Below are 25,261 nucleotides of genomic sequence, written 5' to 3'. Positions count from 1 at the left end.
CTCTCTTAATCGACTTGCTCTTCGTCACTTTCTACTTGGTCTTCAAAAGTTTCCTGAGCTGCTTCCATTTCTTCGAACTCACTAGCAGATTTGATATCGATGCGGTAACCAGTCAAATGAGCTGCTAAACGAACGTTTTGACCACGACGACCAATGGCAAGAGATAATTTGTTGTCTGGGACCACAACGAGAGCATGTTTGCTATCTTCATCATCAAAAATAACTTGGTCCACTTCTGCAGGAGCGATCGCATTGTAGATAAATTCAGCTGGATCTGGAACCCATTCGATGACATCGATATTTTCTTCTGTCGGAACCATACGGTCTAATTTTTGATCGTATCGAGCTGGGTGGAACTTGCTGGTAATCTTTTTAATATTCGATCCACCACGACCAACGATAGTCCCAATCGCATCTACGTTTGGGTTATGGCTACGAACCGCAACTTTTGTACGATCTCCAGCTTCACGCGCTACACTCATAATCTCAACAGTTCCATCGTAGACTTCAGGAATTTCTTGTTCCATCAAACGTTTGATCATTTCAGGGTGGCTTCGGCTAACAAAGACATTGACACCACGTGGATTATCTTCTACCTTGTAGACAAATACTTCAATTCGATCATGAGATTGGAATACTTCTCCTGGAATTTGGTCTTGCTTAGACAATTGAGCTTCGATCGAACCAAGATTGACATAGATAAACCGATTGTCAAAGCGCTCCACCGTTCCACTCATGATTTCATTTTCATGTTCTTTATAAGTGTTATAGGTGATGGTGCGCGTTTGCTTACGCATTTTTTCCATGATCGTTTGTTTAGCAGATTGAGCTGCTACACGACCAAATTCAGCTGGTGCTTCTTCAAACTTGATCTTGTCACCCAACTCATAAGCAGAGCTAATGGCCAAGGCATCCTTCAAGCTGATTTCTAAACGGCTATCAAAGACCTCATCGACTACTTCACGAACCGTATAAACACGGAAATCTCCAGTTTTTTCATTGAATTCAATCGCTGCACTTTCTGATTGTCCATAACGACGGCGATAAGCTGAACGCAATGATTCTGTGACTGCTTCGATGATATCTTCTTTTTTGATCCCTTTGTCTTCTTCCAAAATGCGGAAGGCTTCTAGCATTTCTTTACTCATGTTTTTCTTGCCTCTTCTATAAAGGCATCCTTTCTTTCATTCTGTTACAATTTTACAGCCAACCTTGCTTTGGACACAAGGTTATAAGGAATATCCACTGTTTTCTTTCGTGTTTTATCCATATACTCAATGGTCAAAACATCCTCTTCAAAACCTATTAGGTTCCCCTCAAAGACCTTTTGCTTTTCAACAGCCTTGTACAAGCTAATATTGACGTACTTACCAACAGCTCCCTCGAGTGCTTCCTTGGTTTTCAAAGGTCTCTCCAAGCCAGGACTGGTGACTTCTAAAAAGTACTGTTCTGGAAATGGGTCTGGTTTGATTTGATCCAATAGCGGACTGATGATTTCTGTCAAATCCGCTGTATCATTCAGTGTGATTCCTTCTGGTTTGTCTACGAAAATGCTTAAGACGTAGTCACCACCCATTTTGCCATATTCAACATCGACCAATTCAAATGGTTCCTTTATAGCTGGCTGAATCACTTCTGTTACTAAGTCAACAATCGTTGCGATGGTTGCCACCTCCTCATAGATAAGAGGCGAAGATATTTCCCCGCCTCTCCTTTTCTATTCATTTAGTGTATTATAACACGATTCCCCAATGATTGCAAGGAATATGCTAAAACTGTGCTTCTACACGGTAAATGACCTGTCCTTTACTTGAGAACTTTTTCTCATATTCCGTCATGATATTGCCCTCAAAATCACTAGCATGAAGGTCTAGCCAGACTCCCTTCAAAGTCATACCATACTGTGAAAAGCTCACCAAACTGTATTCAAACAAACCTCGGTTGTCTGTTTTAAAGTGAATCTCCCCATGTTCTGGAAGAATTTGCTTGAAGGTATCCAAGAAAGTCTTGTAAGTCAAGCGACGCTTCTCATGACGTTTCTTAGGCCAAGGATCTGAAAAATTCAGATAGAGTCGATCGATTTCTCCATCTTCAAAATAGTTGGTCAAGCTATCTCCATCTACCCAAAGCAATTTAATGTTAGGAACATCAGCTTCTAAGACCTTATCTAAAGCATAACTCAAGACCGATTTTTGAATATCAATTCCGATGTAGTTGATCTCTGGATTGGCCCTGGCCATCCCAGTAATAAAGGCCCCTTTTCCGCTACCCACTTCGATATGAATAGGATGGTCATTCCCAAAAATTTCATGCCACTTTCCCTTGGCATCTTCTGGATTTAGGACCACATATTGCGGATTCGCTTCTAATAATTCAGTCGCTCCCTTGCGATTTCTAACTCTCATATTTCCTTTCCATATTTCAACCGGAAATTGCGCAGAGCATAGATCTCGCGATTGACATTTTCTAAATCATTATTTTCATAGTATTTAGCAATTTGGCACAAGAAAGAGTATTGACCAAACCAATAGAGTTTATCAAATACTTTTTGATTGTACTTGTAGCCATAATAGCCTAACCAATCGCGCCAATTAGAATCTGGGATATAGTGACTCAAGATATGCGCCACATCCAACATCCGGTCTGTCAAACGAACAGAGTCCCAATCGACTAGATAAATCAAGCCGCTCTCTGTCTCAATCCAGTTACTATGACGGACATCCCCGTGGACGATCGTCGCATAATCCTCCCGAAAGGCAGGCACTGTCTTACGTAAATTCTTTACGACTGATTGGATATAGTGGTTCTGACGTAGGGCAATTGGCAACCGGTTGCTCCAAGAATTGAGCAATTCTAATGGAGATTCTACAGGATAGCCAAGTTTTTTCAATTGGGTCATCAAAGGTCTAGAACGGTGCAATCTCGTTAAAATATTGACCACTTGTTTTTTTGACATCCCATTTGGCGTGAGAATTTCCCCATTCAACCATTCTTGGGCACTCATCACATTTCCATCTGGCAATCGTCGACTCCATAATAATTGAGGAGCAATCTGTTCTTTTGCTAGACCCGCAAGGATTGGGGTCGTATTCATTTTTACAAAAACGCGCCCACCATCTGGGTAGGTCCCCATGTAGGCCTTCCCACTCTTCCCAGGAATTGGGGTGAGGCTTAGCTCTTTTTCATTCGAGTCCATCTTTTCCTCCGTAAAAAGTTTCCAATCTATTTTACTAATTTTAACGACTTTCGTCAACCAAGCGCGCCATCTTAAATGGAAGATAGAGTAGGATTAAAGCAACTGTATAAGCCAGTAAGCCTAACAACAGGACTTTATCTGAAATAAAGACCAGGCCAATTCCCCCTTCTATCACCGTTATCATCCCCATGACCAGCTGAATCGTTTTGTTCAACCCTGCCTTTTTACTGCCCTTTTTCATCGGGAAAAGGAGGGTCAAGGGTTGGTAATCAAAAGCACTGTAAAGTCCCAGTAATTGAAAAATAACCAAGTAATTGAGCAAGGCTACAAGGGCAATCACTACGAGAGGTTGAGGAATAAAGATGATAGCGAGAATGGAAAGAGCCAAGAGTCGGAGAGTCATAGAGAAAAGATCTCCATTCCGTAGGAAGGAGCGCATATATAAGTGAAGCCACGTATTGCCATGTGTTTTAGGAAGAAGCCCTAAGAAACCATCCAAGTACGCTCTTCTTTTGACACTGTTGGTAATACCTTTCACCGTTGTAAACAAGGCAAAGAAGCGAAGAATCAATTGTTTCCTTGCATTCTCACGAGCAATGGCCAAGGTCCAATTCAAATTTCCATCTTGGTAGAAACGCGCTTCCTTCCAGCTAAAAACAGCCCTTTTAGCCACCCCTAAGACAAGGATATAAGCTACAATAGCAAGTTTATCCAGCCCTGTTGCCAGAAGAAGAGGCACAAATAATAGAAGGACAAAACTTTGAATCAAAAACCAAAACACAAAAGACTTCTTGGCCTGCCCTTTGATATAACGTTTCACTTCCTCTTCCTTTACCAAAAGGAATAAAGCATCGGGCTTCTCTAAGTAGGTCGCAATAGAGCCTATCGGAACCAAGAGGAGCAAACCAATCATGAGACTCCAGCGGATCAGGCTTGTATCTTTGGGGAGATCTTGTAAGAATTGGCTGTATTGAACCGCCAGAAATCCTATGAAAATCAGCATAAAGAGGACGAAATGATCATTGAGAACATAGCGGCTATATTTTACACATTGAGTTCGAAACGTTTCTTGCCGTTTTTTCATCAACTCTTTCATGCTGTTTCCTCTTCTGTCAAGGTCATGTAGATATCATTTAGACTTGCTTTCTCATCCCCAAAAGTTGAACGCAGCTCGTCCAAGGTCCCTTTTGCTCGGATCTGCCCCTTATGGAGGATCACAAAACCATCACACATCTTTTCAGCCGAATCCAGAACGTGGGTACTCATCAAAATCGATTTTCCTTTTGCTTTCTCATCTGCCAATAACTGAATCAAATCTGCAATCGCAACAGGATCCAATCCCAAAAAGGGTTCATCGACAATATAAAGACTTGGATCCACTGCATAGGCGCAAATAATCATGACCTTTTGCTTCATCCCTTTTGAAAACTGGGTCGGGAACCAATCTAATTTTTCAGCCAAACGGAATCGTTCCAACAAAGGCTGGACGCGCACCATGACCTGATCCATGTCTAAATCATAGGCCATAGCTACGGTCTCGATATGCTCTCGCAAGGTTAATTCTTCATATAGACTAGGGGTTTCTGGAATATAGCCAATTTTTTTACGATAGTCAGTTGGAGCTTCTGGAAGGCTCAGGCCGTCAATCCGTACTTCCCCAGCATAAGGATGCAGGAGACCAATAATTTCATTAATTGTGGTTGACTTCCCAGCTCCATTTAGTCCAATCAAACCAATCAGTTGGCCATCCGGAACTGAAAAACTCACCTCTTTCAGGACAGGGATGTTGACATAGCCCCCTGTCAACTTGTTGATTTCTAACATATTTTCTCCGATTTCTGGTATAATGTTCTTATATTATAACAAAATTTAGTCTAAATGAGGTGTATTTATGGTTGACGATTGTATTTTTTGTAAGATTATAGCTGGCGACATTCCTTCCTCCAAAGTCTATGAGGACGAGGAAGTCCTCGCATTTTTGGACATCTCTCAGGTTACACCCGGTCATACGTTAGTCGTTCCAAAAAAACATGCTCGCAATCTATTAGAGATGGACGAAACCGCCACAGCTCAACTGTTTGCACGTGTTTCTATAGTTGCTAAAAAAGTAGAAGCTGCTACCCAAGCTAAGGGAATGAATATCATCAGCAACATGGAAGAGGTTTCTGGACAAACCGTATTTCACACACATGTCCACATTATCCCTCGCTATTCCGATCAAGATGAGCTTGCCATTTCTTTTACTGAACACGAGCCTAATTTTGAACAACTAGCAGTTCTCGCAGAAACCATCAAAAACAGTTAAAAAGGAGGCCATATGAAACTCAAAAATCTCTTTTGGTTTGCAACAGGAGCTAGCATTAGCTACCACCTAGTAAAAAACCGCAAAGAAATTAAAACAGAGGTGACTGAATCCAGCCAATTGGTCAAGGGAATTCAAGATAACCTAGCAAAAATCCAACGCAATCTGGATATTATCCAAGACCAAAAAACCAATCTTCAAGAATTGGTAACGGATTTCCAATACAAGACCAAACTATTTAGTCAACAAGCAACAGCCTCTCTAAAAGAAATTCAAGACATCTGGCAACCAAGTAAAAACGATTGAGAAAACTCAATCGTTTTTTTCTTATTCTGAAGGTACCGTAGGTGTCACACTGCTCGACTCTGTAGCTGCAGGAGCAACTGGTGTCACTGGTGCAACAGAACTTTGAGGCGTCACCACTCCCGTATCCTGGGTCGATGGTACAACTGGTAGTTGGTTAAACTCTTGGTAAACAGGTGCTTCCTCAGATGATGCCGCTGGCGTATCATTTTGAGAAGAAGCATTCTTCAACTCTTCATCTCCATCTAATAGGTAAGCATTGGTTTTCAATGTTTTGATTTCTTTTAGTCCCAAAGCTTTACGGATGATATTTTGAATTTTCAAGAGATGTTTTGAAGTGACAATCTGATAACTTCCGCCATCTGCTAAGGTGGCATCTTCTCCTTTCAGCTGGTACTGATGAATCGTTGAAAGGGCATCTTTATATCCTAGCAATTGAAGAAGGCTATTACTGTCAAGCGCTATGTTGGTTTGCATATTGTCACTAACAGACTCAATGATTCCTTTGTAGTGACTCAAACTATTGAGACTTAAAACTTTCTCAACAATCTTTTTGATCACTTCACGTTGTCGTTTTTGACGTCCGTAGTCTCCTTCTGGGTCTTGGTAGCGCATGCGTGAATAAACGAGAGCTTGGTCCCCATTAATCTCCTGACGTCCTGGTGCGATCTTAGCCGTATATTCTGGCTCATTTTCCTCGATCGAGATATCGAAGTCAAATGGATTGTTAACCGTGATACCACCAACCTTATCCACTAATTGAACCAATCCCTTCATATTGATCATGACATAGCGGTCAATATGGATATTCAAAAGATCTTGAATGGTCTTAATGGCTAACTTGGCACCGCCTTGAGCATAAGCCGAATTCAATTTTGCTTGGACCGTTTCGCCATCTGAAGTAATATTGGTTAGGATATCTCTTTCCAAGCTCGTCATGGTTGTTTCTTTTGTTTGAGGATTGACAGTCACCAAAATCATGGTATCACTATTTCCGGCCCAAGGATCTTCCCGAGAACCACTACCTGTATCAACCCCCATCAAAAGGATGGTCATCGGCTTGTTTTCTGCAATGACATTGGTCTCATTTCCAAAGCCCTTATAAGTCTTACTGAGAGTCCCAGTCGTTTGGTTTAGGATGGTAAGGCCATAGGCCCCGATCCCAATCACTGTTACCGTCAATAAGCTCAAAAACATCAAAATAATTTTTTTAACCATATAGAATCTCTCTCTAATCTATCAGTTTCCCCATAAGGTAAACATCTAAGAATTCTCCTTCAGCTGAACAAGCTCCACGAGCTTGGCAACCTTCGATCTCAAAACCTAACTTTTTATACAGGTGAACCGCTCGTTCATTGCGCACTTGGACATTCAAGACTAGTTTCCTGAGAACACCGGTCGAGTGCGCCCACTCAATTCCTTCTTCCAACAAGATCTGTCCAAGCCCTTGATTCCAATAAGCTTTTTGAACCACAATAAAGACATCACCAATATGCCGAATGGACCGTTGAGAAGCTGCAGTGATATTTAACAAAGCTGCCAGTTCCTGATCTAGAAATAGCAAGAGGCAAATCCGGTTTTCCGCCATCTCTTGCACCATCAGAAATTGCTCCATGTCTGCTGGAGACATGCCAATCCCAGCTTCATCTAGCGTCATGTAATCTGACTCTTTCCCAACTTGATTTAAGAAATCAACGACAAGAGCCGCATCTGCACTGTCAGCTTGCCGAATTTCTACTGTTACTTCCTTTTCCTTAGTCATCCGTTTTTTCCACCTGCTCAAAGGATGCTAGCAAAGCTTTTGCACGCGCTCCATGAGCTTCAAAAGCTAACTCTCGCCCATCTTCTAATTTTCGGATAAAAATTTTAAGATAAGCATCCGAGAGACTCGGCTCAATCAGCTCTCCCCATTCAATAATGGTAGCACCATTTCCAAATAGAAAATCATCTAAATCAATAGAATCTGGATCATTCCCAATCCGGTAAACATCCAAATGGTATAAAGGCAAGCGACCTTCGTATTCACGAACAATGGTATAGGTCGGGCTTTTAATCATCTGATCAATCCCTAACCCCTTTGCAATTCCTTTGGTAAAGGTCGTTTTTCCTGCCCCTAGATCACCTGATAAAATGATCACGTCTTGCTTTTCTAAGAGTTTTCCTAGCTGTTTTCCTAGAGCGATCAGCTCCGTTTCATTGTGACTAATCATTTCTCTATTATACCAAACTTTTTAAAAATCTGCTCTTTCTTTTAGAAATTGTTCGACTCCGGTTTGTTTTTGAGAAAAAAATCAGGAAATACAGGAAATTCTCCCATTCATTCCCTCAATCCATCTAAAAAGGAATGGGAGACAACTCCCATTCCTTTTTGGTACCTTCCTGATGCTTAATTCAAGGCCATGCTAACGTAGTTTAAAATAAAGAGAACATCTAAAATCCAAATCATGCTGTGCACTTCTTTGGCTTGTCCTTTAACCACTTTCACCAAGCTATAGGTGATAAATCCAGCAGCGATCCCTTGTGTAATCGAGTAGCTGAAGCCCATAAAGATAGAGGTGAAGAAAGCAGGAACTGCTTCTGACATATCTTCCCAATGGATATTTTTCAAGCCACTCAACATCATGATCCCAACAACAATCAAAATTGGGGCTGTAGCAGCGGTCGGTACAATCGCCAACAAAGGACTAAAGAGACTTGAAATAGCAAAACAGATCGCTACAACCAAGGCTGTCAAACCAGTGCGTCCACCAGCTCCAATACCAGCTGCAGATTCAACATACGTCGTTACGTTTGAAGTTCCTGCAATAGCTCCGACTGAAGTCGCTACAAGGTCTGAATAGAGGGCCTTATCTAATTTCGCTGATTGATGGTTTTCCCCATTTGTCGCAACAATCCCAACTTTTTCACCCGTACCGATCAAAGTTCCGATTGTATCAAAAATATCAGTCAAGGAGAAGGCTAAGATGGCCATTAAGGTCTCAGGCAAACGAGACGTATTGGAAATCAAAGAACCCAATCCTTTCGATCCTAAAGCTTGACCAAAGATCGTGCCTAAATCATTAAAGGCAGCTCCTAGATGGTTACTTGCAAAGTCAATTTTAGTGATATCAACAACATGGATGAGAATTCCAAGAACAGTCGTTGCTAAGATGGAAAGGATAATCCCACCTTTAATCCCTTTGACAACAAAGAAAATAGTAATCGCAAGACCAACAAGAGCCAAGAGGACAGCTGGATTGTTAAAATCAACCAATCCAGGAACAGCAGATGCATTTGCTGAGATCGTTGCATTCGCCTTATCTGCTCCTTCTCCGACCACTGTATAGGTATGAGGGTCAATCGTGAATTTCAAAAATCCTGCATTCTTAATTCCAACATAGGCCAAGAAAATCCCGATCCCCGCTGAAATAGCAGAGCGAAGAGCTGTCGGAATCGATTCGATGATCATCTTCCGAACATTTGTCAATGTGATAATCAATGAAATCACTCCACAAATGAAGACCATCCCCAAAGCTTCCTGCCATGAGTAGCCCATACCAAATACAACGGTAAAGGTAAAGAAGGCATTCAAGCCCATCCCAGGTGCTTGTGCATAAGGTAAATTGGCATAAAAAGCCATCATCAAGGTCCCGACAACGGATCCAATAATCGTTGCAAGGAAGACTCCTTGAGCTGGCATACCTGTTTGTGACAACATTTGAGGGTTTACGAAGAGGATATAACTCATCGCAAAAAAGGTTGTCAAACCAGCAAGAACCTCTGTTCGAACAGTGGTTCCATGTTCTGAAAGTTTAAAAAACTTATCCATTTCAGAATAAACTCCTTTTTCATCATTCTCGCTCCCAATCAATTTGCGAACGTTATTTCTATTTTACCAAAAGATCTTTCGCCTTTCAAGAAATCCTACTTCTCTTCTCGATTTTTGAGCGCTTTTCCGATTTTTCTGATATAATGGTCTCATTCTTCTCGAAAGGAACTGAAATATGCATAAAAAGATGATCGCTCTAGATCTAGACGGCACTCTCTTAAATTCCGAAAGCAAATTGAGCGACTTTACCATTGATACGATAAAAAAAATTAGTGCTCTTGGCCATAAAGTCATTATTACAACAGGCCGCCCCTACCGTATGGCACATACCTATTACAAACAACTAGAGCTAGATACTCCGATGATCAATTTTAACGGCTCCCTTACGCATCTACCTGAGAAAAAATGGGGGGATGAACAATGTTTGACTTTAGATAAAAAATACCTGCTAGATATGGTCGCTAACCGGGATACCATCCAAGCGGACTTTATAGCAGGCGAATACCGCAATAAATTCTTTATTACCGATCCAAATGAGCACGTTGCAGACCCTAAATTATTCGGTATTGAATCTTTCCAACCAGAAAATCAATTCAATCCCGAGCGGGTAACGAGCGACCCAAACTGTATCCTCTTTCAAACGAAAGCGGAAGACAAATATGCTCTGGCAGATGAAATGAATCGGCATTATGACTACAATCTGTCTATAAATACTTGGGGGGGTCCCTTAAATATTCTGGAATGCAATCCCAAAAATGTGACCAAAGCATCTGCTCTGACCTACCTTCTAGATAAACTCAATATGGATCAGAAGGATTTGATTGCCTTTGGAGACGAGCACAACGATACCGACATGCTAGCTCTTGCTGGTCATGGATACGCCATGAAAAACGCGAGCTCTGTCCTACTTCCTTACGCGGATTCCGTCACAGATTTTACCAATAATGAGGACGGTGTCGCGCGCCAACTCATTCAATTATTCTTATAATAGGAACAGACATGAGCTATCCCTTATGTCTTTTTCTATCCTAAATACTTAATCGGTTAATCAATACCCTCCTATTTTTACATTTTTTTCATTGCCTTGCCATCTCGTTTGTGATATTATTAACATAGTTATTAAAGAAGCGCTTTCAAAAAACTAAATCGCTTCTCGTTCACTTAAGGAGGAACAAAATGAAAGCTGTTGTTGTAAATCCAGAAGGTACTGGTGTTGAAATCGTTGCAAACAAAGACATGCGTCCACTTGAAACAGGGGAAGCACTTGTTCAAATCGAATACTGTGGTGTCTGCCACACTGACTTGCACGTTGCTCACGGGGACTTCGGTAAAGTTCCAGGCCGTGTTCTTGGACACGAAGGAATCGGTATTGTTAAAGAAGTTGCTCCAGATGTCAAGAGCCTAAAAGTTGGGGATCGTGTCAGTGTCGCATGGTTCTTCGAAGGATGTGGAACTTGTGAATACTGTACAACTGGTCGCGAAACTCTTTGCCGTACTGTAAAAAATGCTGGTTACTCTGTTGATGGAGGAATGGCTGAACAATGTATCGTTACTGCAGATTACGCAGTGAAAGTACCTGAAGGATTAGATCCAGCCCAAGCTTCTTCTATTACGTGTGCAGGTGTTACAACTTACAAAGCCATCAAAGAAGCCAAAGCTGAACCAGGACAATGGATCGTTATCTATGGAGCTGGTGGACTAGGAAACTTGGCTGTTCAATATGCTAAGAAAGTCTTCAACGCACATGTCATCGCTGTCGATATCAACAATGATAAACTAGAATTGGCAAAAGAAGTTGGTGCAGACTTTGTCATCAACGGTCGCGAAGTTGAAGATGTCCCAGGATTGATCAAAGAAAAAACAAATGGTGGAGCTCACTCTGCTGTCGTAACAGCTGTTTCTAAAGTAGCTTTCAACCAAGCAGTAGATTCTGTTCGTGCAGGTGGCCGCGTGATCGCAGTTGGTCTTCCTTCTGAAATGATGGACCTCAGCATTGTGAAAACGGTATTAGATGGTATCCAAGTCATTGGTTCTCTTGTAGGAACTCGTAAAGACTTGGAAGAAGCCTTCCAATTTGGTGCAGAAGGCTTGGTAGTCCCTGTCGTTCAAAAACGTCCAGTAGAAGATGCAGTCAAAGTCTTTGACGAAATGGAAGCTGGAACCATTCAAGGACGTATGGTACTTGACTTTACCAACTAACTAACTAACTGAACCTACCAGACTAGCTCAACTGGGCTAGTCTTTTTTGAGTGCTCTCAATCACTCTATTTTACAATTTATTATAGATTTATTTTTTATTTTTGGGGATATAGATCGATTGTTGGAATATTTTTATTGAGAACAAAATCCTATAAAACATATTATTATTGATTTTTTAAGCATCAACAAGTAATAAACAAAATTCATTCAAGAGCATTCTTTTTCTATCTAACGATAATTTAATATAATAAATTAATGTTTTTACATCGAGATTTTGATAGAAAAATTGACTTAAGTGTGGAAACGATTTATAATAAAGTAGCTTAAAGTTTTCTTAAACTGAAAGTCAAACAAATTTTATAAGGAGGAATGTCAATAATGAGTATTGGTATCATTATTGCTAGCCACGGTGAATTTGCAGCTGGAATCCACCAATCCGGCTCGATGATCTTTGGGGATCAAGAGAAAGTTCAAGTGGTTACGTTCATGCCAAGTGAAGGCCCGGATGATCTCTATGCTAAATTCAATGCAGCTGTTGCCGCATTTGATGCAGAAGATGAAGTCTTGGTTTTGGCTGACCTTTGGAGTGGTTCTCCATTTAACCAAGCAAGTCGCGTCATGGGAGAAAATCCAGATCGTAAATTTGCGATCATTACAGGATTAAACCTTCCGATGTTGATTCAAGCTTATACAGAACGTTTGATGGATGCAAATGCCGGCGTTGATAAAGTCGCTGCAAACATCATTAAGGAAGCAAAAGACGGTGTCAAAGCTCTTCCAGAAGAATTGAATCCTGTTGAAGAAGCTAGTACAGCCGCTGCTGCTCCTGTAGCCCAAGCTGCTATTCCAGAAGGAACAGTTATCGGAGATGGAAAACTCAAGATTAACCTTGCCCGCTTAGATACACGTCTTCTTCATGGACAAGTCGCAACTGCTTGGACACCTGATTCAAAAGCCGATCGGATCATTGTTGCTTCAGATTCTGTTGCCAAAGATGAACTCCGTAAGGAATTGATCAAACAAGCGGCACCAAATGGTGTGAAAGCAAACGTTGTCCCAATTCAAAAATTGATCGACGTTGCAAAAGATCCACGTTTTGGAAATACCCATGCTTTGATCTTATTTGAAACACCTCAAGATGCTCTTCGCGCCATCGAAGGTGGTGTTCCGATTAAAACCTTGAACGTTGGTTCAATGGCCCACTCAACTGGTAAAACCATGGTGAACAATGTGTTGTCAATGGATAAAGATGACGTGGCTACATTTGAAAAAATGCGTGATCTTGGAGTTGAATTTGACGTCCGTAAAGTGCCAAATGACTCTAAGAAAGATTTGTTTGACTTAATTAACAAAGCTAACGTTCAATAATCGATTACTTACGAAAGGATTTTAAACATGTCTATTATTTCTATGGTATTAGTGGTCGTTGTTGCCTTCTTAGCAGGTCTTGAAGGTATCCTTGACCAATTCCAATTCCACCAACCCCTTGTTGCTTGTACCTTAATCGGTTTGGTAACAGGTAACTTGACTGCTGGCATTATGCTTGGTGGTTCACTTCAATTTATTGCACTTGGCTGGGCAAACATTGGTGCCGCAGTTGCACCCGATGCTGCCCTTGCATCTGTCGCTGCTGCCATCATCATGGTACTTGGGGGAGACTTCAGTACAAAAGGAATCGCTGTCGCTCAAGGTGTCGCTATTCCACTTGCAGTTGCTGGTCTTTTCTTGACCATGATCGTCCGTACCCTTTCCGTTGGTTTGGTTCACACTGCCGACGCTGCTGCTAGAAAAGGGGATATCAAAGGTGTAGAACGCGCTCACTTTGTGGCCCTTCTTCTTCAAGGTCTTCGTATCGCCATTCCTGCAGCCCTCTTGTTGATGATTCCTGCTGAAACTGTCAAAACTGCTCTTGAACAAATGCCAAAATGGCTCTCTGATGGAATGCAAATCGGTGGTGGTATGGTTGTAGCCGTTGGTTATGCCATGGTTATCAACATGATGGCGAGCCGTGAAGTATGGCCATTCTTTGCCATCGGTTTTGCTCTTGCAGCTGTTAGCCAATTGACCTTGATCGCCCTTGGAGCAATTGGTGTTTCCCTTGCCTTGATCTACCTTACTCTTTCTAAGAAAGGTGGCAATGGAGGTGGCGGTGCCGCTACTTCTAACGATCCAATTGGCGACATTCTCGAAGACTATTAAGAAAGGTGTGACACTATCATGACTGAAAAATTACAATTATCTAAATCAGATCGTCAAAAAGTTTGGTGGCGTTCAACCTTCTTGCAAGGTTCTTGGAACTATGAACGGATGCAAAACTTGGGTTGGGCTTACTCATTGATCCCAGCTATCAAAAAACTCTACACGAAGAAAGAAGACCAAGCGGCTGCTCTTGAACGTCACATGGAATTCTTTAACACTCATCCATACGTTGCCGCTCCTATCATCGGGGTAACGCTTGCTCTTGAAGAAGAAAGAGCAAACGGTGCCGCTATTGACGATGCTGCCATCCAAGGGGTTAAAATTGGTATGATGGGTCCTTTGGCGGGTATCGGAGATCCAGTCTTCTGGTTCACTGTCCGTCCAATTCTTGGGGCTCTTGGTGCATCACTTGCTGCGTCTGGTAATATCCTTGGTCCACTCATCTTCTTTATCGCATGGAATGCGATTCGTATGGCCTTCTTGTGGTACACGCAAGAACTTGGCTACAAAGCAGGTTCTGAAATTACCAAAGATATGTCTGGTGGGATCTTGCAAGACATCACTAAAGGGGCTTCTATCCTTGGGATGTTCATCCTCGCTGTCTTGGTAGAACGTTGGGTATCTATTAAATTCGTCTTCAATGTTTCTTCTGTCAAATTAGACGACAAAGCTTATATCCATTGGGATAAACTTCCTGAAGGTTTCAAAGGAATTCAAGAAGCCTTCGCTCAAGTTGGTTCAGGCCTATCTCAAACACCTGAAAAAGTTACAACTTTCCAACAAAACTTGGATTCATTGATTCCTGGTTTGATGGGATTGCTTCTTACTTTTGCTTGTATGTGGTTGTTGAAGAAAAAAGTATCTCCAATCACTATCATCATCGCTCTCTTTGTAATCGGTGTATTAGCACACGTTGCTGGCTTGATGTAAGCAAAGATCAACTAAAAAGAAGGTTTCGGCCTTCTTTTTATTATGATATAATGGAGTGAACAGCAATACAGGAGGATCTCATGGCTCAATCATTGAATAAAACCGTTGAATTCCATACTACAGGGGTTTCTTACCTTGGAGTGGGGGGAAAGGTTGGAAAAATCCTAGTCGGGAATGCCGCTTTTGAATTTTATGCGGATGCAAATGTAGAAGACTACATCCAAATTCCCTGGCAAGAAATCGAGCGAATCGGAGCCAATGTATCCGGACGTAAAATTAGCCGCCATTTTGAAATCTATACCAGAGAATCAAAATTTCTCTTTGCTTCAAAAGACTCTGGAAAAATTTTAAAGATTGCTCGGGAACATCTAGGGAATGATAAAATTGTCAAACTTCCTACGTTGATCCAAATCATCACGGCTAAAATTAAAAATCTATTTGCAAAATAGGATCTTTTCTTGTATAATAGACGCAAACGGATAAGTAAGTTAAGAGTCTCTTTCAGAAAGTCTGCGGTTGCTGCGAGCAGATAGGAATCTTAATTGAAATTCTACCGTTTCTTTAAAATACAATATCGAATCAAGTGCACACCTGTGAAGTTGGATGGAACCGTGGCTCTGCCACTCCAACACTCTAACAGGTGTGTTTTTTGTTAAAGGAGAAGCTATGTTAGATATTAAACGAATTCGTACAGACTTTGATACGGTTGCTAAAAAATTGGCAACACGTGGCGTAGATGCAGCTATTTTGAATGAAATGAAAGAAATCGATGCCAAACGTCGAGATATCTTAGTCAAAGTAGAAAATCTCAAAGCAGAGCGTAACACTGTATCTGCTGAAATCGCACAAGCTAAACGCAACAAGGAAAATGCAGATGATAAGATTGCTGCCATGCAAACCCTCTCTGCAGAGGTCAAAGCATTGGATACAGAATTAGCTGAAATCGATGCAAAATTAACTGAATTCACTACTACCCTTCCAAACATCCCTGCTGACAGTGTCCCTGTTGGAGCGGATGAGGATGACAACGTTGAGGTTCGCCGTTGGGGAACACCTCGCGAATTTGGCTTCGAACCAAAAGCTCACTGGGATTTAGGTGAAGACCTTGGTATCCTTGACTGGGAACGCGGGGCTAAAGTCACTGGTGCTCGTTTCCTCTTCTACAAAGGACTTGGAGCTCGCTTAGAACGTGCTATCTACAACTTCATGTTGGATGAACATGGTAAGGAAGGCTACACTGAAGTCATCCCTCCTTACATGGTCAATCATGATTCTATGTTTGGTACTGGTCAGTATCCAAAATTCAAGGAAGATACTTTTGAACTTAGCGATACCAATTATGTCCTCATTCCAACAGCTGAAGTTCCCTTGACAAACTACTACCGCGATGAAATTCTTGATGGGAAAGATCTTCCAATCTACTTCACCGCTATGAGTCCATCTTTCCGTTCAGAAGCTGGTTCAGCTGGTCGTGATACTCGTGGCTTGATCCGTTTGCACCAATTCCATAAGGTTGAAATGGTAAAATTTGCTAAACCAGAAGAATCATATGATGAATTGGAAAAAATGGTTGTCAATGCTGAAAATATCCTTCAAAAACTGAACCTTCCATACCGTGTGGTAGCTCTCTCCACTGGAGACATGGGCTTCTCAGCGGCCAAGACTTATGACTTGGAAGTATGGATTCCAGCGCAAAACACCTACCGTGAAATCTCAAGCTGTTCCAATACAGAAGATTTCCAAGCTCGCCGTGCGCAAATCCGCTACCGTGACGAAGCAGATGGCAAGGTAAAACTCCTTCACACTTTGAACGGTTCTGGATTGGCTGTCGGACGTACCGTCGCTGCTATTCTTGAAAACTACCAAAACGAAGACGGTTCTGTGACCATTCCAGAAGTCCTTCGCCCATACATGGGTGGCGCAGAAGTCATCGCACCAAAATAAAGTTTAAAAAAACTGAGTCTTGCAAATTGCAAGCTCAGTTTTTTAATATTTACGAAAACGTTGGTAGCGTTGCTCCAGAAGCTCTTCGAGAGGTAAAGCTTGTAAAACCTTTAACTCTTCCTGTAATTCCTTCTTCACTTGAGCCAGTAGTTCTCCATTTGAAAATCCATGCTCGGGAATCACCTTATCGACAATTTCCATATTTAACAATTCGTGAGAAGTAATCTTCATCAACTCTGCTGCTTCCATAGCACGACTTCCATCTTTCCAAAGAATAGAGGCAAAACCTTCTGGACTCAAGACTGCATAGATGGAGTTCTCAAGCATCCAGACCTTATCTGCCACAGCAAGAGCCAAGGCACCACCAGAGCCACCTTCTCCGATGATAATCGCGATAATTGGAACTTTTAGATCACTCATTTCCATGAGGTTACGGGCAATGGCTTCACCTTGTCCTCGTTCTTCAGCACCAACACCAGGATAAGCACCCGCTGTATTGATAAAGGTCACAACTGGACGACCAAATTTCTCCGCTTGCTTCATGAGGCGCAAAGCTTTTCGATAGCCTTCTGGATGGGGTTGCCCAAAATTACGTTTTAGATTATCTTGAAGATTTTTTCCTTTTTGGATTCCAACGACTGTAACCGTTTGATCGCCTAAGCGTCCAATCCCACCAATCACCGCACCATCATCACGGAAGTTTCGATCTCCATGTAATTCGATAAAATCATCAAAAATTCCTTGAGCAAAATCAAGCGCAGTCAATCTTCCTTGGTCACGTGCTTCTTTAATAATCTGTGTTATTTTACTCATGTTTACCTCCATGAAGGGCTAATAATTGTCCAACTGTCGCTCGGATTTGACTTCTCTCCACGATCAAGTCTACAAATCCATGTTCTTGTAGAAATTCTGCTTTTTGGAAATCATCAGGCAATTTTTCACGCACAGTTGATTCGATCACGCGTCGACCAGCAAACCCGACCAAGGCTTGACTCTCTGCCATGATAATATCACCTTCCATAGCAAATGAGGCTGTCACCCCACCAGTTGTCGGATCTGTCAATACCGTCAAATAGAATAATTTTTCTTTGGAATGGCGTTGAACAGCCGCAGAAATTTTTGCCATTTGCATCAAACTCACGATTCCTTCTTGCATCCGAGCACCACCGGAAGCGGTAAAAAGAACAACTGGCAATTTTTCTTTTGTCGCAAATTCAAATAAACGAGTAATTTTTTCGCCTACTACAGAACCCATTGAAGCCATGATAAAGTTGGAATCCATGATCCCAAGCGCAACTTTTTGACCTTTAATCAAGGCAGTTCCAGTCAGGACAGCTTCATCCAGTCCTGTCATTTCCCGCACTGCTGCTAGTTTCTTCTTATAATTTGGGAAATTCAAAGGATCTGTCGTTTCGATTCCTGTAAACATTTCTTCAAAGCTAGCTGGATCCACTGTCAGCGCCAAGCGTTCTTTAGCAGAAATACGGAAGGTATAGCCACAATTCGGGCAGACACGCTCACTACCTAAATCCTTTTGGTAAATGGTATGTTTACAACCTGGGCATTGTGAAAATAGTTCATCAGGAACTTCAGGTTTTGGCTGAGGCTCCTTCCAGGCTGACCTATTCGGATTGATCCGAATATATTTATCTTTTTTAGAAAATAATGCCATTACTTACTCCTTATAATATGCTACAGTATCTGCAGCATTACTATAAAAGCCTGAAACTGTGAAGATGATGTTCATACTTCCCTCACAACTCCAGGCTTTTTCATCATTCCTTATTATAATTTGGAAGGAATTGTTCCATCAAAAATGCAGTGTCGTAATCACCAGCGATCACATGCGAATCTGAGATCAAATCCAACTGGAAACTACTATTGGTGGTGACACCATCGATTTCCAACTCATAAAGAGCACGCTGCATTTTCATCAGTGCATCAAAGCGATTTTCCCCATGGACAATGATCTTGGCAATCATACTATCATAGTATGGTGGAATCGTATAACCAGGATACACAGCAGAATCCACACGCAAGCCAACCCCACCACTTGGAAGATAGAGATTAGTGATCTTACCTGGGCTTGGTGCAAAGTTGAAGGAAGGATTTTCCGCATTGATCCGGCATTCAATCGCATGGCCTTTAATGACAATATCCTCTTGAGTAACGGATAATTCTTGGCCAGCTGCGATTTTAATCTGTTCCTTAACGATATCAACTCCTGTTACAAATTCTGTGACAGGATGCTCCACTTGCACACGGGTATTCATTTCCATAAAGTAGAACTCACCCTTGCCTTCATCATACAAGAATTCAATCGTTCCAGCATTCTCATACCCAACTGATTCAGCAGCCCGAACAGCAGCAGAACCAATTTGATTACGAAGCGTTTTTCCGATAGCAATCGAAGGGGATTCTTCTAGAACTTTTTGGTTATTTCGTTGAAGAGAACAATCGCGTTCACCTAAGTGAATAACATGTCCATGCTGATCCGCTAAAATCTGTACTTCAATGTGGCGTGCCGGATAAATCACCCGTTCCATATACATGGCACCATTTCCAAAAGCAGCTTGAGCTTCTGAGGAAGCAGATTCAAAAGCAGCAACCAAATCTTCTGGTTTTTCAACCTTCCGAATTCCCTTGCCACCGCCTCCTGCAGATGCTTTCAACATCACAGGGTAACCAATACGCTCTGCAATCTCGAGGGCTTCTTCAGCAGTATACACTTCACCATCTGATCCAGGAATAACAGGTACTCCTGCTTTGATCATCTGTTTACGAGCATTAATCTTATCCCCCATCAAATCCATGACTTTAGCAGAAGGACCAATAAATTTAATGCCCACTTCCTCACACATGGTCGCAAATTTTGAGTTTTCACTTAAAAATCCAAAACCAGGATGGATAGCTTCTGCTCCTGTTAGAACAGCTGCAGACAAGACAGCACTCATATTCAAATAAGACTCTGTTGATTTAGCAGGTCCAATACAGACTGCTTCATCCGCTAGTAAGGTATGCAAGGCTTCTTTATCAGCAGTAGAATACACTGCAACCGTCTCGATGCCAAGTTCACGAGCCGCACGAATAATACGAACTGCAATCTCACCACGATTGGCGATTAAGATCTTACGAAACATAGATAGGCCTTTCTTAATTTCCAATTGCAAACGTAAGCGTTCCTGAAGCTGCAAGCTTACCGTCTACTTCTGCTTTCGCTTCAACAACAGCAATTGTTCCACGACGTTTGACAAAAGTAGCTGTCATCACCAGTTGATCTCCTGGAACGACTTGTTTTTTAAACTTCACCTTGTCCATCCCTGCATAAAAGACTAATTTTCCTTTATTTTCAGGTTTTGACAACTCTAGTACACCTGCTGTTTGTGCCAAAGCTTCCATGATGAGAACACCTGGCATAACAGGATATTGTGGAAAATGTCCATTAAAAAATGGTTCATTAATTGTCACGTTCTTAATGGCAACAATCGTATCTTCGCTTGTTTCCAATACGCGATCCACCAAAAGCATTGGGTAACGATGCGGCAAAGCCTCACGAATAGCATTAATATCAATTGTCATTTGATTCGAACCAATCCTTTTCCAAATTCAACCATTTCTTCATTCGTTACCAAAATTTCAGTGACTACCCCATCTTTTGGTGCTGGGACTTCATTCATCACTTTCATGGCTTCGATAATCAAGAGTGTTTGACCCTTAGTAACTTTGTCTCCTACAGATACAAAGGCTGATTTATCCGGTGCTGGCGACAAGTAAGCCACCCCAACCAATGGACTTTCAACCACATCACCTTCTGCAGCCTGAGCTGGAGCAGCAACTGGTTCAGCCGCTACAGCTGGAGTTGCTGGGGCTTCAACAACAGGGGCTACTACAGGAGTTTGAGGAGTTGCTACCACTTCAAGTGCAGGAGCAACCGGTGTAGCCGCAACTGAACTCGTTTGGTTTTTACTCAAATTCAATTCTTCGCCATTATTTTTATATGAGAATTCACGCAAAGTTGACGCATCAAATTGAGCCAACAAATCTTTGATTTCAGAAATATTCATGAATTAACCCTCCCAACGTTTAAAGGCCAGAACAGCATTGTGTCCTCCAAAACCAAAGGTATTTGAGATAGCGTACTGAATATCCGCTTCTTGACCTTCACCATAAACAACGTTTGCTTCGATATAGTCAGACAATTCTTTGGTACCAGCAGTTTTTGGTACAAAGCTGTGACGAATCGCTTCGATAGTAGCAATCGCTTCAACCGCACCAGCAGCACCAAGCAAGTGCCCTGTAAATGATTTAGTAGATGATACAGGAACTTCTTTACCAAGTACAGAAACAATGGCACCACTTTCACCTTTTTCATTGGCAGGTGTTGATGTCCCGTGAGCATTAACATAATCAACATCTTCAGGTTTGATACCAGCTTCATTAATAGCCAATTTAATTGCTTTAGCAGCACCTGAACCATCTGGTGTTGGTGTTGTCATATGGTAGGCATCACAGTTCGAACCGTAACCAACAATTTCAGCCAAAATATTAGCACCACGTTTTTGGGCATGTTCCAAACTTTCGATGACAAGAACCCCTGCACCTTCACCCATCACAAAACCATTACGGTCTTTATCAAATGGAATAGATGAACGTTCTGGGTCTTCCGTTGTTGAAAGGGCCGTAAGGGCATTGAAACCACCGATACCAATCTTAGTAATCGAAGCTTCAGCACCACCTGCCAAAACAACATCATGCATACCAAATTTAATTTCACGGAAAGCTTCACCAATTGCATCATTGGCAGAAGCACAAGCTGTTGTCACGGATTTACATACCCCTTGAGCCCCAATCTTAAGTGCGATATTTCCAGCACCCATGTTTGAAAGAGCTTTTGGAATAAACATTGGTTGGATTCTCTTCATCCCACGTTCATGCATCCGGATAATTTGATCTTCCAATTCTTGCAAACCACCGATACCAGATGATACAATCACACCTACACGATCGCGGTCTTCTTCTTCCATGTTCAAGCCTGAATTTTCAATAGCTTCCATCGCAGCATAGATTGCATACAATGAGTAAGTATCCATACGATTTTGATCTTTTTTTACAAAATATTTATCGAATGGGAAATCTTGAATTTCACCAGCATTAAAGACTGGAATTTCAGAAGCATCAAATTTCGTAATGGGCTTGATTCCAATTTTTCCTTCATGAAGGCTATTCCAGAACTCCTCTGGTGTATTTCCGATTGGTGAGGTTACACCGTAACCTGTAACAACAACACGATTTGTAGACATATATATTCTCCTTTTGTCGGATGGATATTTAAGTAAGTGATTTTCGATCAGTGAGCATTCATTATTGCATAGTCATTCCGCCATCAATGGCAATTGTTTGACCAGTTAAATATTCTTGACCTGCTAAGAAAGCCGCAACTTCTGCCACTTCTTCAGCTTGACCAATTCGTTTCATTGGCACTTGAGCTAGCATGGCATCTTTCATTTTCTCTGGAATAGCATCAGTCATATCTGATTCAATGAAACCAGGTGCAATGGCATTCACACGAACGCCACGAGCCGCAACTTCACGCGCTACTGATTTAGTGAAACCAATCAAACCAGCTTTTGAAGCCGCATAGTTCGCTTGACCGATATTCCCCATTAGACCAACAACAGAGGACATGTTGATAATGGCCCCTTGACGAGCTTTAGACATCGGTTTTAAGACAGCTTGAGTCATATTAAAGGCACCTGTCAAGTTGATTTTCAAGACCCGTTCAAAATCTTCTTCAGTCATTTTCAACATCAACTTGTCGTTTGTGATGCCAGCGTTATTGACCAAAACATCAACACTTCCAAGCTTTTCAATTGCTTCAGCTACCATACGTTGCGCATCTTCGCCATTAGAAATATCCCCAGAAATACCAACAACAGTCACACCATAGTCAGCAAACTGTGCAAGCAAGTCCTCAGAAATTTCAGAACGTCCATTTAGGACAACATTGGCACCGAGACTCGCAAATTTATGAGCCACAGCCAATCCAATTCCGCGTGTTGAACCTGTTACAAAAACATTTTTATTTTTAAGTTCCATCTTTACCTCGTTTTAAGCATTCAGAAGTGCATCTAGACTAGCCTGATCTTCGACGTTATGAGTTGGAAGAGTTTTATCAATTTTCTTCAAGAATCCTGACAAGACTTTTCCAGGTCCGATCTCGATGACCTCATCTACACCAAAGTCTTGAATCGTAGCAATTGAATCATAGAAACGAACCGGTTCTTTTACTTGACGGGCCAAAAGTGCTTTCACATCTTCCAACTTCATGATAGTAGCTTCTGTATTCCCAACTAAAGGAAGATTAAAATCATTAAATGATACTTTTTTTAGTTCAGCCGCCAATTTTTGACTAGCAGATTCCAGTAAGGCTGTGTGGAATGGACCTGACACATTCAAAGGGATCAAGCGTTTGGCACCTGCTTCCTGCAATAGTTCCACAGCATAGTCCACAGCCGCAACCTCACCACCAATCACAATTTGTGCTGGCGTATTGTAGTTAGCTGGTGTTACTACACCCTTTTCGGATGCTTGTTGACAAATCTCTTCGATCAAACTTGGATCTGTATTCATAACAGCAACCATTTTCCCACTTCCAGCAGGAGCTGCTGTTTCCATGAATTCACCACGTTTCGCAACCAAAGCTACTGCATCTTCAAACGGAAGAGCTCCAGCCGCAACTAAGGCAGAATATTCCCCCAAAGAGAGACCGGCAACAATATCAGGAGTGATACCATTTTCTGCCAAAAGGCGATAAATGGCTACTGACGTTGTCAAAATAGCTGGTTGAGTATAGCGTGTCTGATTCAGTTTTTCTTCGTTAGAATCAATCAATTCACGCAAATCATAACCTAGAATACGACTAGCCGTATCAAATGTCTCTTTAACAACGGGATAAGCCGCATACAAATCGCTCGCCATGCCCAATTTCTGAGCCCCTTGACCAGCAAATAAGAACGCACGTTTTGTCACTATCCTAATCCTTTCGACGTTTTTAGACGTTTACATCTGCCCAACGAGCAGCTTCTTCTTTAATCACCTTGGCAGCACCTGTGTAAAGGTCTTCCAAGATTTCTGCACATGTTTCTTCTTTACGAACAAGACCTGCAATTTGTCCAGCCATAACTGAACCATATTCCACATCTCCATCAACAACAGCGTTACGAAGGGCACCTGCACCAAGCTCTTCAATTTCCTCTTGAGTCTTCTTACCAGCCAAGAAATCTTTTTCAGCTTGGTTATATTCTGTAGCCAATTTATTCTTAATCGCACGAACTGGGTGTCCAACAACTGAGGCTGAAATAACAGTATCAATATCTTTAGCCTTCAAAATCTTATCTTTGAAGTTTTGGTGTGCATTAGATTCCTTAGCAACAGCGAAACGAGTACCAACCTGAACAGCTTCTGCTCCAAGCATAAGAACAGCAGCCATACCACGTCCATCTGCAACACCACCAGCACCAATAACTGGGATAGATACCGCATCCGCAACCTGGCGAACAAGTGCCATGGTTGTCAATTTACCAATGTGACCACCAGCTTCCATACCTTCTGCGACAACAGCATCAGCTCCAAGTTTTTCCATACGTTTAGCAAGTGCTACCGATGGAATAACTGGGATTACTGTAATTCCAGCTTCGTGGAAACGCTCCATATATTTACCTGGGTTTCCGGCACCTGTTGTAACAACCTTAACACCCTCTTCGATAACGAGGTCGACGATGTCATCTGCAAATGGTGACAAAAGCATGATATTAACACCGAATGGTTTGTCAGTGATTTGTTTTACTCTATCAATATTAGCTTTTACCACTTCTTTAGGGGCATTACCACCACCAATAATTCCGAGTCCACCAGCATTTGAAACGGCTCCAGCCAAGTCTCCATCAGCAACCCAGGCCATACCACCTTGGAAGATTGGATATTTAATATTCAATAGTTCAGTAATTCGTGTTTGCATTATACCTACCTCTTTTTTCGCTTAAGTAATAGTTTGAGTTTAAAAGATTGTTTCTTTGAGCCTCAAACTATTACCTAAACAAGAGAGAATATCTTTCGATACTCTCATCTATCATTATTTTGTTTTTTCTTCTACGTAAGCGACAAGGTCACCAACTGTAGACAATCCTTCTTCAGTTTCGATTTGGATGTCAAAAGCATCTTCAATTTCAGAGATAACTTGGAACAAATCCAATGAATCTGCTTCTAAATCTTCGAATGTAGATTCAAGAGTTACTTCTGATGGTTCTTTACCAAGTTCTTCAACGATAATTTCTTGTACTTTTTCAAATACTGCCATGATAGGCCTCCTTAAAAAATAATA

Annotated in this window: 29 protein-coding genes; 9 read left to right on the top strand and 20 right to left on the bottom strand. The window is 41.7% G+C overall.

From position 1 onward, the window contains the following. Positions 1 to 5: 5 nt before the first annotated feature. The 6 genes from nusA to RIN70_RS02550 all read right to left on the bottom strand — a co-directional run bounded on the left by nusA (position 6) and on the right by RIN70_RS02550 (position 5,020). On the bottom strand, positions 6 to 1,148 hold the full coding sequence (nusA, locus tag RIN70_RS02575) for a transcription termination factor NusA (RefSeq protein ID WP_031575236.1): 1,143 nt from the start codon (positions 1,146 to 1,148) through the stop codon (positions 6 to 8). A gap of 44 nt (positions 1,149 to 1,192) precedes the next feature. Next, the gene (rimP, locus tag RIN70_RS02570; RefSeq protein ID WP_070449014.1) at positions 1,193 to 1,672 is read right to left on the bottom strand and encodes a ribosome maturation factor RimP; all 480 of its coding nucleotides are present in this window, start codon (positions 1,670 to 1,672) and stop codon (positions 1,193 to 1,195) included. A 97-nt stretch (positions 1,673 to 1,769) separates the two neighbouring features. After that, a complete protein-coding gene (gene trmB, locus RIN70_RS02565; RefSeq protein ID WP_031575233.1) occupies positions 1,770 to 2,405 on the bottom strand; it encodes a tRNA (guanosine(46)-N7)-methyltransferase TrmB in 636 nt (211 codons plus the stop codon). Then, the gene (ccrZ, locus tag RIN70_RS02560) at positions 2,402 to 3,196 is read right to left on the bottom strand and encodes a cell cycle regulator CcrZ (protein WP_003003852.1); all 795 of its coding nucleotides are present in this window, start codon (positions 3,194 to 3,196) and stop codon (positions 2,402 to 2,404) included. The genes trmB and ccrZ overlap by 4 nt, the downstream gene beginning before the upstream one ends. A 40-nt stretch (positions 3,197 to 3,236) precedes the next feature. Further along, the gene (locus RIN70_RS02555; protein ID WP_195623608.1) at positions 3,237 to 4,292 is read right to left on the bottom strand and encodes an ABC transporter permease; all 1,056 of its coding nucleotides are present in this window, start codon (positions 4,290 to 4,292) and stop codon (positions 3,237 to 3,239) included. Further along, positions 4,289 to 5,020: an ABC transporter ATP-binding protein gene (locus tag RIN70_RS02550; RefSeq protein ID WP_021154515.1), complete on the bottom strand. Its 732-nt coding sequence runs from the start codon at positions 5,018 to 5,020 to the stop codon at positions 4,289 to 4,291. The genes RIN70_RS02555 and RIN70_RS02550 overlap by 4 nt, the downstream gene beginning before the upstream one ends. A gap of 67 nt (positions 5,021 to 5,087) precedes the next feature. Here RIN70_RS02550 and RIN70_RS02545 point away from each other — a divergent pair, with 67 nt between their 5' ends. Continuing rightward, entirely contained in the window at positions 5,088 to 5,501 is a 414-nt protein-coding gene (locus tag RIN70_RS02545; RefSeq protein ID WP_129299731.1) for an HIT family protein, read from the top strand. Positions 5,502 to 5,513: 12 nt separating this feature from the next. Continuing rightward, the gene (locus RIN70_RS02540) at positions 5,514 to 5,804 is read left to right on the top strand and encodes a hypothetical protein (protein ID WP_003012641.1); all 291 of its coding nucleotides are present in this window, start codon (positions 5,514 to 5,516) and stop codon (positions 5,802 to 5,804) included. A 21-nt stretch (positions 5,805 to 5,825) separates the two neighbouring features. Here the strand turns inward: RIN70_RS02540 and lytR are convergent, their stop codons facing one another. The 4 genes from lytR to RIN70_RS02520 form a co-directional block, all read right to left on the bottom strand. Then, entirely contained in the window at positions 5,826 to 7,019 is a 1,194-nt protein-coding gene (gene lytR / locus RIN70_RS02535) for a glycopolymer--peptidoglycan transferase LytR (protein WP_129299730.1), read from the bottom strand. Between the two features lie 13 nt (positions 7,020 to 7,032). After that, a complete protein-coding gene (locus tag RIN70_RS02530; protein ID WP_049472478.1) occupies positions 7,033 to 7,563 on the bottom strand; it encodes a GNAT family N-acetyltransferase in 531 nt (176 codons plus the stop codon). After that, positions 7,556 to 8,011, bottom strand: coding sequence for a tRNA (adenosine(37)-N6)-threonylcarbamoyltransferase complex ATPase subunit type 1 TsaE (tsaE, locus tag RIN70_RS02525; protein ID WP_045760248.1), 456 nt, complete (start codon positions 8,009 to 8,011; stop codon positions 7,556 to 7,558). Before tsaE ends, RIN70_RS02530 begins: the two co-directional genes overlap by 8 nt. A gap of 176 nt (positions 8,012 to 8,187) precedes the next feature. After that, positions 8,188 to 9,609, bottom strand: coding sequence for an NCS2 family permease (locus tag RIN70_RS02520; protein ID WP_070464909.1), 1,422 nt, complete (start codon positions 9,607 to 9,609; stop codon positions 8,188 to 8,190). A 175-nt stretch (positions 9,610 to 9,784) separates the two neighbouring features. On the opposite strand from RIN70_RS02520, the gene RIN70_RS02515 reads away from it, so the two are divergent. The 7 genes from RIN70_RS02515 to serS all read left to right on the top strand — a co-directional run bounded on the left by RIN70_RS02515 (position 9,785) and on the right by serS (position 16,881). Then, positions 9,785 to 10,597, top strand: a complete 813-nt coding sequence (locus RIN70_RS02515) for a Cof-type HAD-IIB family hydrolase (RefSeq protein WP_049474385.1) — start codon at positions 9,785 to 9,787, stop codon at positions 10,595 to 10,597. A gap of 188 nt (positions 10,598 to 10,785) precedes the next feature. Then, the gene (adhP, locus tag RIN70_RS02510) at positions 10,786 to 11,808 is read left to right on the top strand and encodes an alcohol dehydrogenase AdhP (protein WP_023920230.1); all 1,023 of its coding nucleotides are present in this window, start codon (positions 10,786 to 10,788) and stop codon (positions 11,806 to 11,808) included. A gap of 378 nt (positions 11,809 to 12,186) precedes the next feature. Continuing rightward, positions 12,187 to 13,176 carry a PTS sugar transporter subunit IIB gene (locus tag RIN70_RS02505; protein ID WP_031575194.1) on the top strand — a complete coding sequence of 330 codons (990 nt, stop codon included), beginning with the start codon at positions 12,187 to 12,189 and terminating at the stop codon, positions 13,174 to 13,176. Between the two features lie 27 nt (positions 13,177 to 13,203). Then, the gene (locus RIN70_RS02500; RefSeq protein WP_195190088.1) at positions 13,204 to 14,007 is read left to right on the top strand and encodes a PTS mannose/fructose/sorbose transporter subunit IIC; all 804 of its coding nucleotides are present in this window, start codon (positions 13,204 to 13,206) and stop codon (positions 14,005 to 14,007) included. A gap of 18 nt (positions 14,008 to 14,025) precedes the next feature. After that, positions 14,026 to 14,937, top strand: coding sequence for a PTS system mannose/fructose/sorbose family transporter subunit IID (locus tag RIN70_RS02495; RefSeq protein ID WP_031575187.1), 912 nt, complete (start codon positions 14,026 to 14,028; stop codon positions 14,935 to 14,937). Between the two features lie 80 nt (positions 14,938 to 15,017). Beyond that, positions 15,018 to 15,386 (top strand): DUF956 family protein, encoded by a 369-nt coding sequence (locus tag RIN70_RS02490; protein WP_023920226.1) that lies wholly within the window; start codon positions 15,018 to 15,020, stop codon positions 15,384 to 15,386. 217 nt (positions 15,387 to 15,603) lie between these two features. Further along, entirely contained in the window at positions 15,604 to 16,881 is a 1,278-nt protein-coding gene (gene serS, locus RIN70_RS02485) for a serine--tRNA ligase (protein WP_195623607.1), read from the top strand. A gap of 42 nt (positions 16,882 to 16,923) precedes the next feature. On the opposite strand, the gene RIN70_RS02480 is transcribed toward serS, so the two are convergent. The 10 genes from RIN70_RS02480 to RIN70_RS02435 form a co-directional block, all read right to left on the bottom strand. Then, a complete protein-coding gene (locus RIN70_RS02480; protein WP_021154504.1) occupies positions 16,924 to 17,694 on the bottom strand; it encodes an acetyl-CoA carboxylase carboxyl transferase subunit alpha in 771 nt (256 codons plus the stop codon). Further along, positions 17,687 to 18,553, bottom strand: coding sequence for an acetyl-CoA carboxylase, carboxyltransferase subunit beta (gene accD / locus RIN70_RS02475; protein ID WP_003003810.1), 867 nt, complete (start codon positions 18,551 to 18,553; stop codon positions 17,687 to 17,689). Before accD ends, RIN70_RS02480 begins: the two co-directional genes overlap by 8 nt. Positions 18,554 to 18,656: 103 nt before the next feature. After that, a complete protein-coding gene (locus RIN70_RS02470) occupies positions 18,657 to 20,021 on the bottom strand; it encodes an acetyl-CoA carboxylase biotin carboxylase subunit (protein ID WP_003003860.1) in 1,365 nt (454 codons plus the stop codon). 13 nt (positions 20,022 to 20,034) lie between these two features. Further along, a complete protein-coding gene (fabZ, locus tag RIN70_RS02465; protein WP_003004019.1) occupies positions 20,035 to 20,460 on the bottom strand; it encodes a 3-hydroxyacyl-ACP dehydratase FabZ in 426 nt (141 codons plus the stop codon). Beyond that, complete coding sequence (accB, locus tag RIN70_RS02460; protein WP_070594435.1) at positions 20,457 to 20,945, bottom strand: acetyl-CoA carboxylase biotin carboxyl carrier protein; 489 nt, start codon at positions 20,943 to 20,945, stop codon at positions 20,457 to 20,459. The genes fabZ and accB overlap by 4 nt, the downstream gene beginning before the upstream one ends. 3 nt (positions 20,946 to 20,948) lie before the next feature. Beyond that, positions 20,949 to 22,181, bottom strand: coding sequence for a beta-ketoacyl-ACP synthase II (gene fabF / locus RIN70_RS02455; RefSeq protein ID WP_003010454.1), 1,233 nt, complete (start codon positions 22,179 to 22,181; stop codon positions 20,949 to 20,951). A gap of 61 nt (positions 22,182 to 22,242) precedes the next feature. Then, the gene (gene fabG, locus RIN70_RS02450) at positions 22,243 to 22,977 is read right to left on the bottom strand and encodes a 3-oxoacyl-[acyl-carrier-protein] reductase (protein WP_003010456.1); all 735 of its coding nucleotides are present in this window, start codon (positions 22,975 to 22,977) and stop codon (positions 22,243 to 22,245) included. A gap of 12 nt (positions 22,978 to 22,989) precedes the next feature. Next, positions 22,990 to 23,910, bottom strand: coding sequence for an ACP S-malonyltransferase (gene fabD / locus RIN70_RS02445; protein ID WP_070594434.1), 921 nt, complete (start codon positions 23,908 to 23,910; stop codon positions 22,990 to 22,992). 22 nt (positions 23,911 to 23,932) lie between these two features. Further along, entirely contained in the window at positions 23,933 to 24,898 is a 966-nt protein-coding gene (fabK, locus tag RIN70_RS02440; protein WP_037608323.1) for an enoyl-[acyl-carrier-protein] reductase FabK, read from the bottom strand. Between the two features lie 114 nt (positions 24,899 to 25,012). Beyond that, positions 25,013 to 25,237 carry an acyl carrier protein gene (locus RIN70_RS02435; RefSeq protein WP_003003892.1) on the bottom strand — a complete coding sequence of 75 codons (225 nt, stop codon included), beginning with the start codon at positions 25,235 to 25,237 and terminating at the stop codon, positions 25,013 to 25,015. Positions 25,238 to 25,261: the final 24 nt, after the last annotated feature.

The organism is Streptococcus parasanguinis, assembly GCF_032163505.1.
Classification (GTDB): Bacteria; Bacillota; Bacilli; order Lactobacillales; family Streptococcaceae; genus Streptococcus; species Streptococcus parasanguinis_V.
This window is presented reverse-complemented; position numbering and strand designations above follow the sequence as displayed.

What these genes read in the sequence shown, in the direction of transcription:
- RIN70_RS02530 (WP_049472478.1), bottom strand. Translation starts at nt 7,563, where the DNA reads ATGACTAAGGAAAAGGAAGTAACAGTAGAAATTCGGCAAGCTGACAGT.
- RIN70_RS02480 (WP_021154504.1), bottom strand. Translation starts at nt 17,694, where the DNA reads ATGAGTAAAATAACACAGATTATTAAAGAAGCACGTGACCAAGGAAGA.
- RIN70_RS02515 (WP_049474385.1), top strand. Translation starts at nt 9,785, where the DNA reads ATGCATAAAAAGATGATCGCTCTAGATCTAGACGGCACTCTCTTAAAT.
- RIN70_RS02505 (WP_031575194.1), top strand. Translation starts at nt 12,187, where the DNA reads ATGAGTATTGGTATCATTATTGCTAGCCACGGTGAATTTGCAGCTGGA.
- RIN70_RS02555 (WP_195623608.1), bottom strand. Translation starts at nt 4,292, where the DNA reads ATGAAAGAGTTGATGAAAAAACGGCAAGAAACGTTTCGAACTCAATGT.
- fabZ (WP_003004019.1), bottom strand. Translation starts at nt 20,460, where the DNA reads ATGACAATTGATATTAATGCTATTCGTGAGGCTTTGCCGCATCGTTAC.
- serS (WP_195623607.1), top strand. Translation starts at nt 15,604, where the DNA reads ATGTTAGATATTAAACGAATTCGTACAGACTTTGATACGGTTGCTAAA.
- ccrZ (WP_003003852.1), bottom strand. Translation starts at nt 3,196, where the DNA reads ATGGACTCGAATGAAAAAGAGCTAAGCCTCACCCCAATTCCTGGGAAG.
- lytR (WP_129299730.1), bottom strand. Translation starts at nt 7,019, where the DNA reads ATGGTTAAAAAAATTATTTTGATGTTTTTGAGCTTATTGACGGTAACA.
- trmB (WP_031575233.1), bottom strand. Translation starts at nt 2,405, where the DNA reads ATGAGAGTTAGAAATCGCAAGGGAGCGACTGAATTATTAGAAGCGAAT.
- tsaE (WP_045760248.1), bottom strand. Translation starts at nt 8,011, where the DNA reads ATGATTAGTCACAATGAAACGGAGCTGATCGCTCTAGGAAAACAGCTA.
- nusA (WP_031575236.1), bottom strand. Translation starts at nt 1,148, where the DNA reads ATGAGTAAAGAAATGCTAGAAGCCTTCCGCATTTTGGAAGAAGACAAA.
- RIN70_RS02500 (WP_195190088.1), top strand. Translation starts at nt 13,204, where the DNA reads ATGTCTATTATTTCTATGGTATTAGTGGTCGTTGTTGCCTTCTTAGCA.
- RIN70_RS02545 (WP_129299731.1), top strand. Translation starts at nt 5,088, where the DNA reads ATGGTTGACGATTGTATTTTTTGTAAGATTATAGCTGGCGACATTCCT.
- fabG (WP_003010456.1), bottom strand. Translation starts at nt 22,977, where the DNA reads ATGGAACTTAAAAATAAAAATGTTTTTGTAACAGGTTCAACACGCGGA.
- RIN70_RS02495 (WP_031575187.1), top strand. Translation starts at nt 14,026, where the DNA reads ATGACTGAAAAATTACAATTATCTAAATCAGATCGTCAAAAAGTTTGG.
- RIN70_RS02470 (WP_003003860.1), bottom strand. Translation starts at nt 20,021, where the DNA reads ATGTTTCGTAAGATCTTAATCGCCAATCGTGGTGAGATTGCAGTTCGT.
- RIN70_RS02550 (WP_021154515.1), bottom strand. Translation starts at nt 5,020, where the DNA reads ATGTTAGAAATCAACAAGTTGACAGGGGGCTATGTCAACATCCCTGTC.
- RIN70_RS02540 (WP_003012641.1), top strand. Translation starts at nt 5,514, where the DNA reads ATGAAACTCAAAAATCTCTTTTGGTTTGCAACAGGAGCTAGCATTAGC.
- RIN70_RS02490 (WP_023920226.1), top strand. Translation starts at nt 15,018, where the DNA reads ATGGCTCAATCATTGAATAAAACCGTTGAATTCCATACTACAGGGGTT.
- RIN70_RS02435 (WP_003003892.1), bottom strand. Translation starts at nt 25,237, where the DNA reads ATGGCAGTATTTGAAAAAGTACAAGAAATTATCGTTGAAGAACTTGGT.
- accB (WP_070594435.1), bottom strand. Translation starts at nt 20,945, where the DNA reads ATGAATATTTCTGAAATCAAAGATTTGTTGGCTCAATTTGATGCGTCA.
- fabF (WP_003010454.1), bottom strand. Translation starts at nt 22,181, where the DNA reads ATGTCTACAAATCGTGTTGTTGTTACAGGTTACGGTGTAACCTCACCA.
- fabK (WP_037608323.1), bottom strand. Translation starts at nt 24,898, where the DNA reads ATGCAAACACGAATTACTGAACTATTGAATATTAAATATCCAATCTTC.
- adhP (WP_023920230.1), top strand. Translation starts at nt 10,786, where the DNA reads ATGAAAGCTGTTGTTGTAAATCCAGAAGGTACTGGTGTTGAAATCGTT.
- accD (WP_003003810.1), bottom strand. Translation starts at nt 18,553, where the DNA reads ATGGCATTATTTTCTAAAAAAGATAAATATATTCGGATCAATCCGAAT.
- RIN70_RS02520 (WP_070464909.1), bottom strand. Translation starts at nt 9,609, where the DNA reads ATGGATAAGTTTTTTAAACTTTCAGAACATGGAACCACTGTTCGAACA.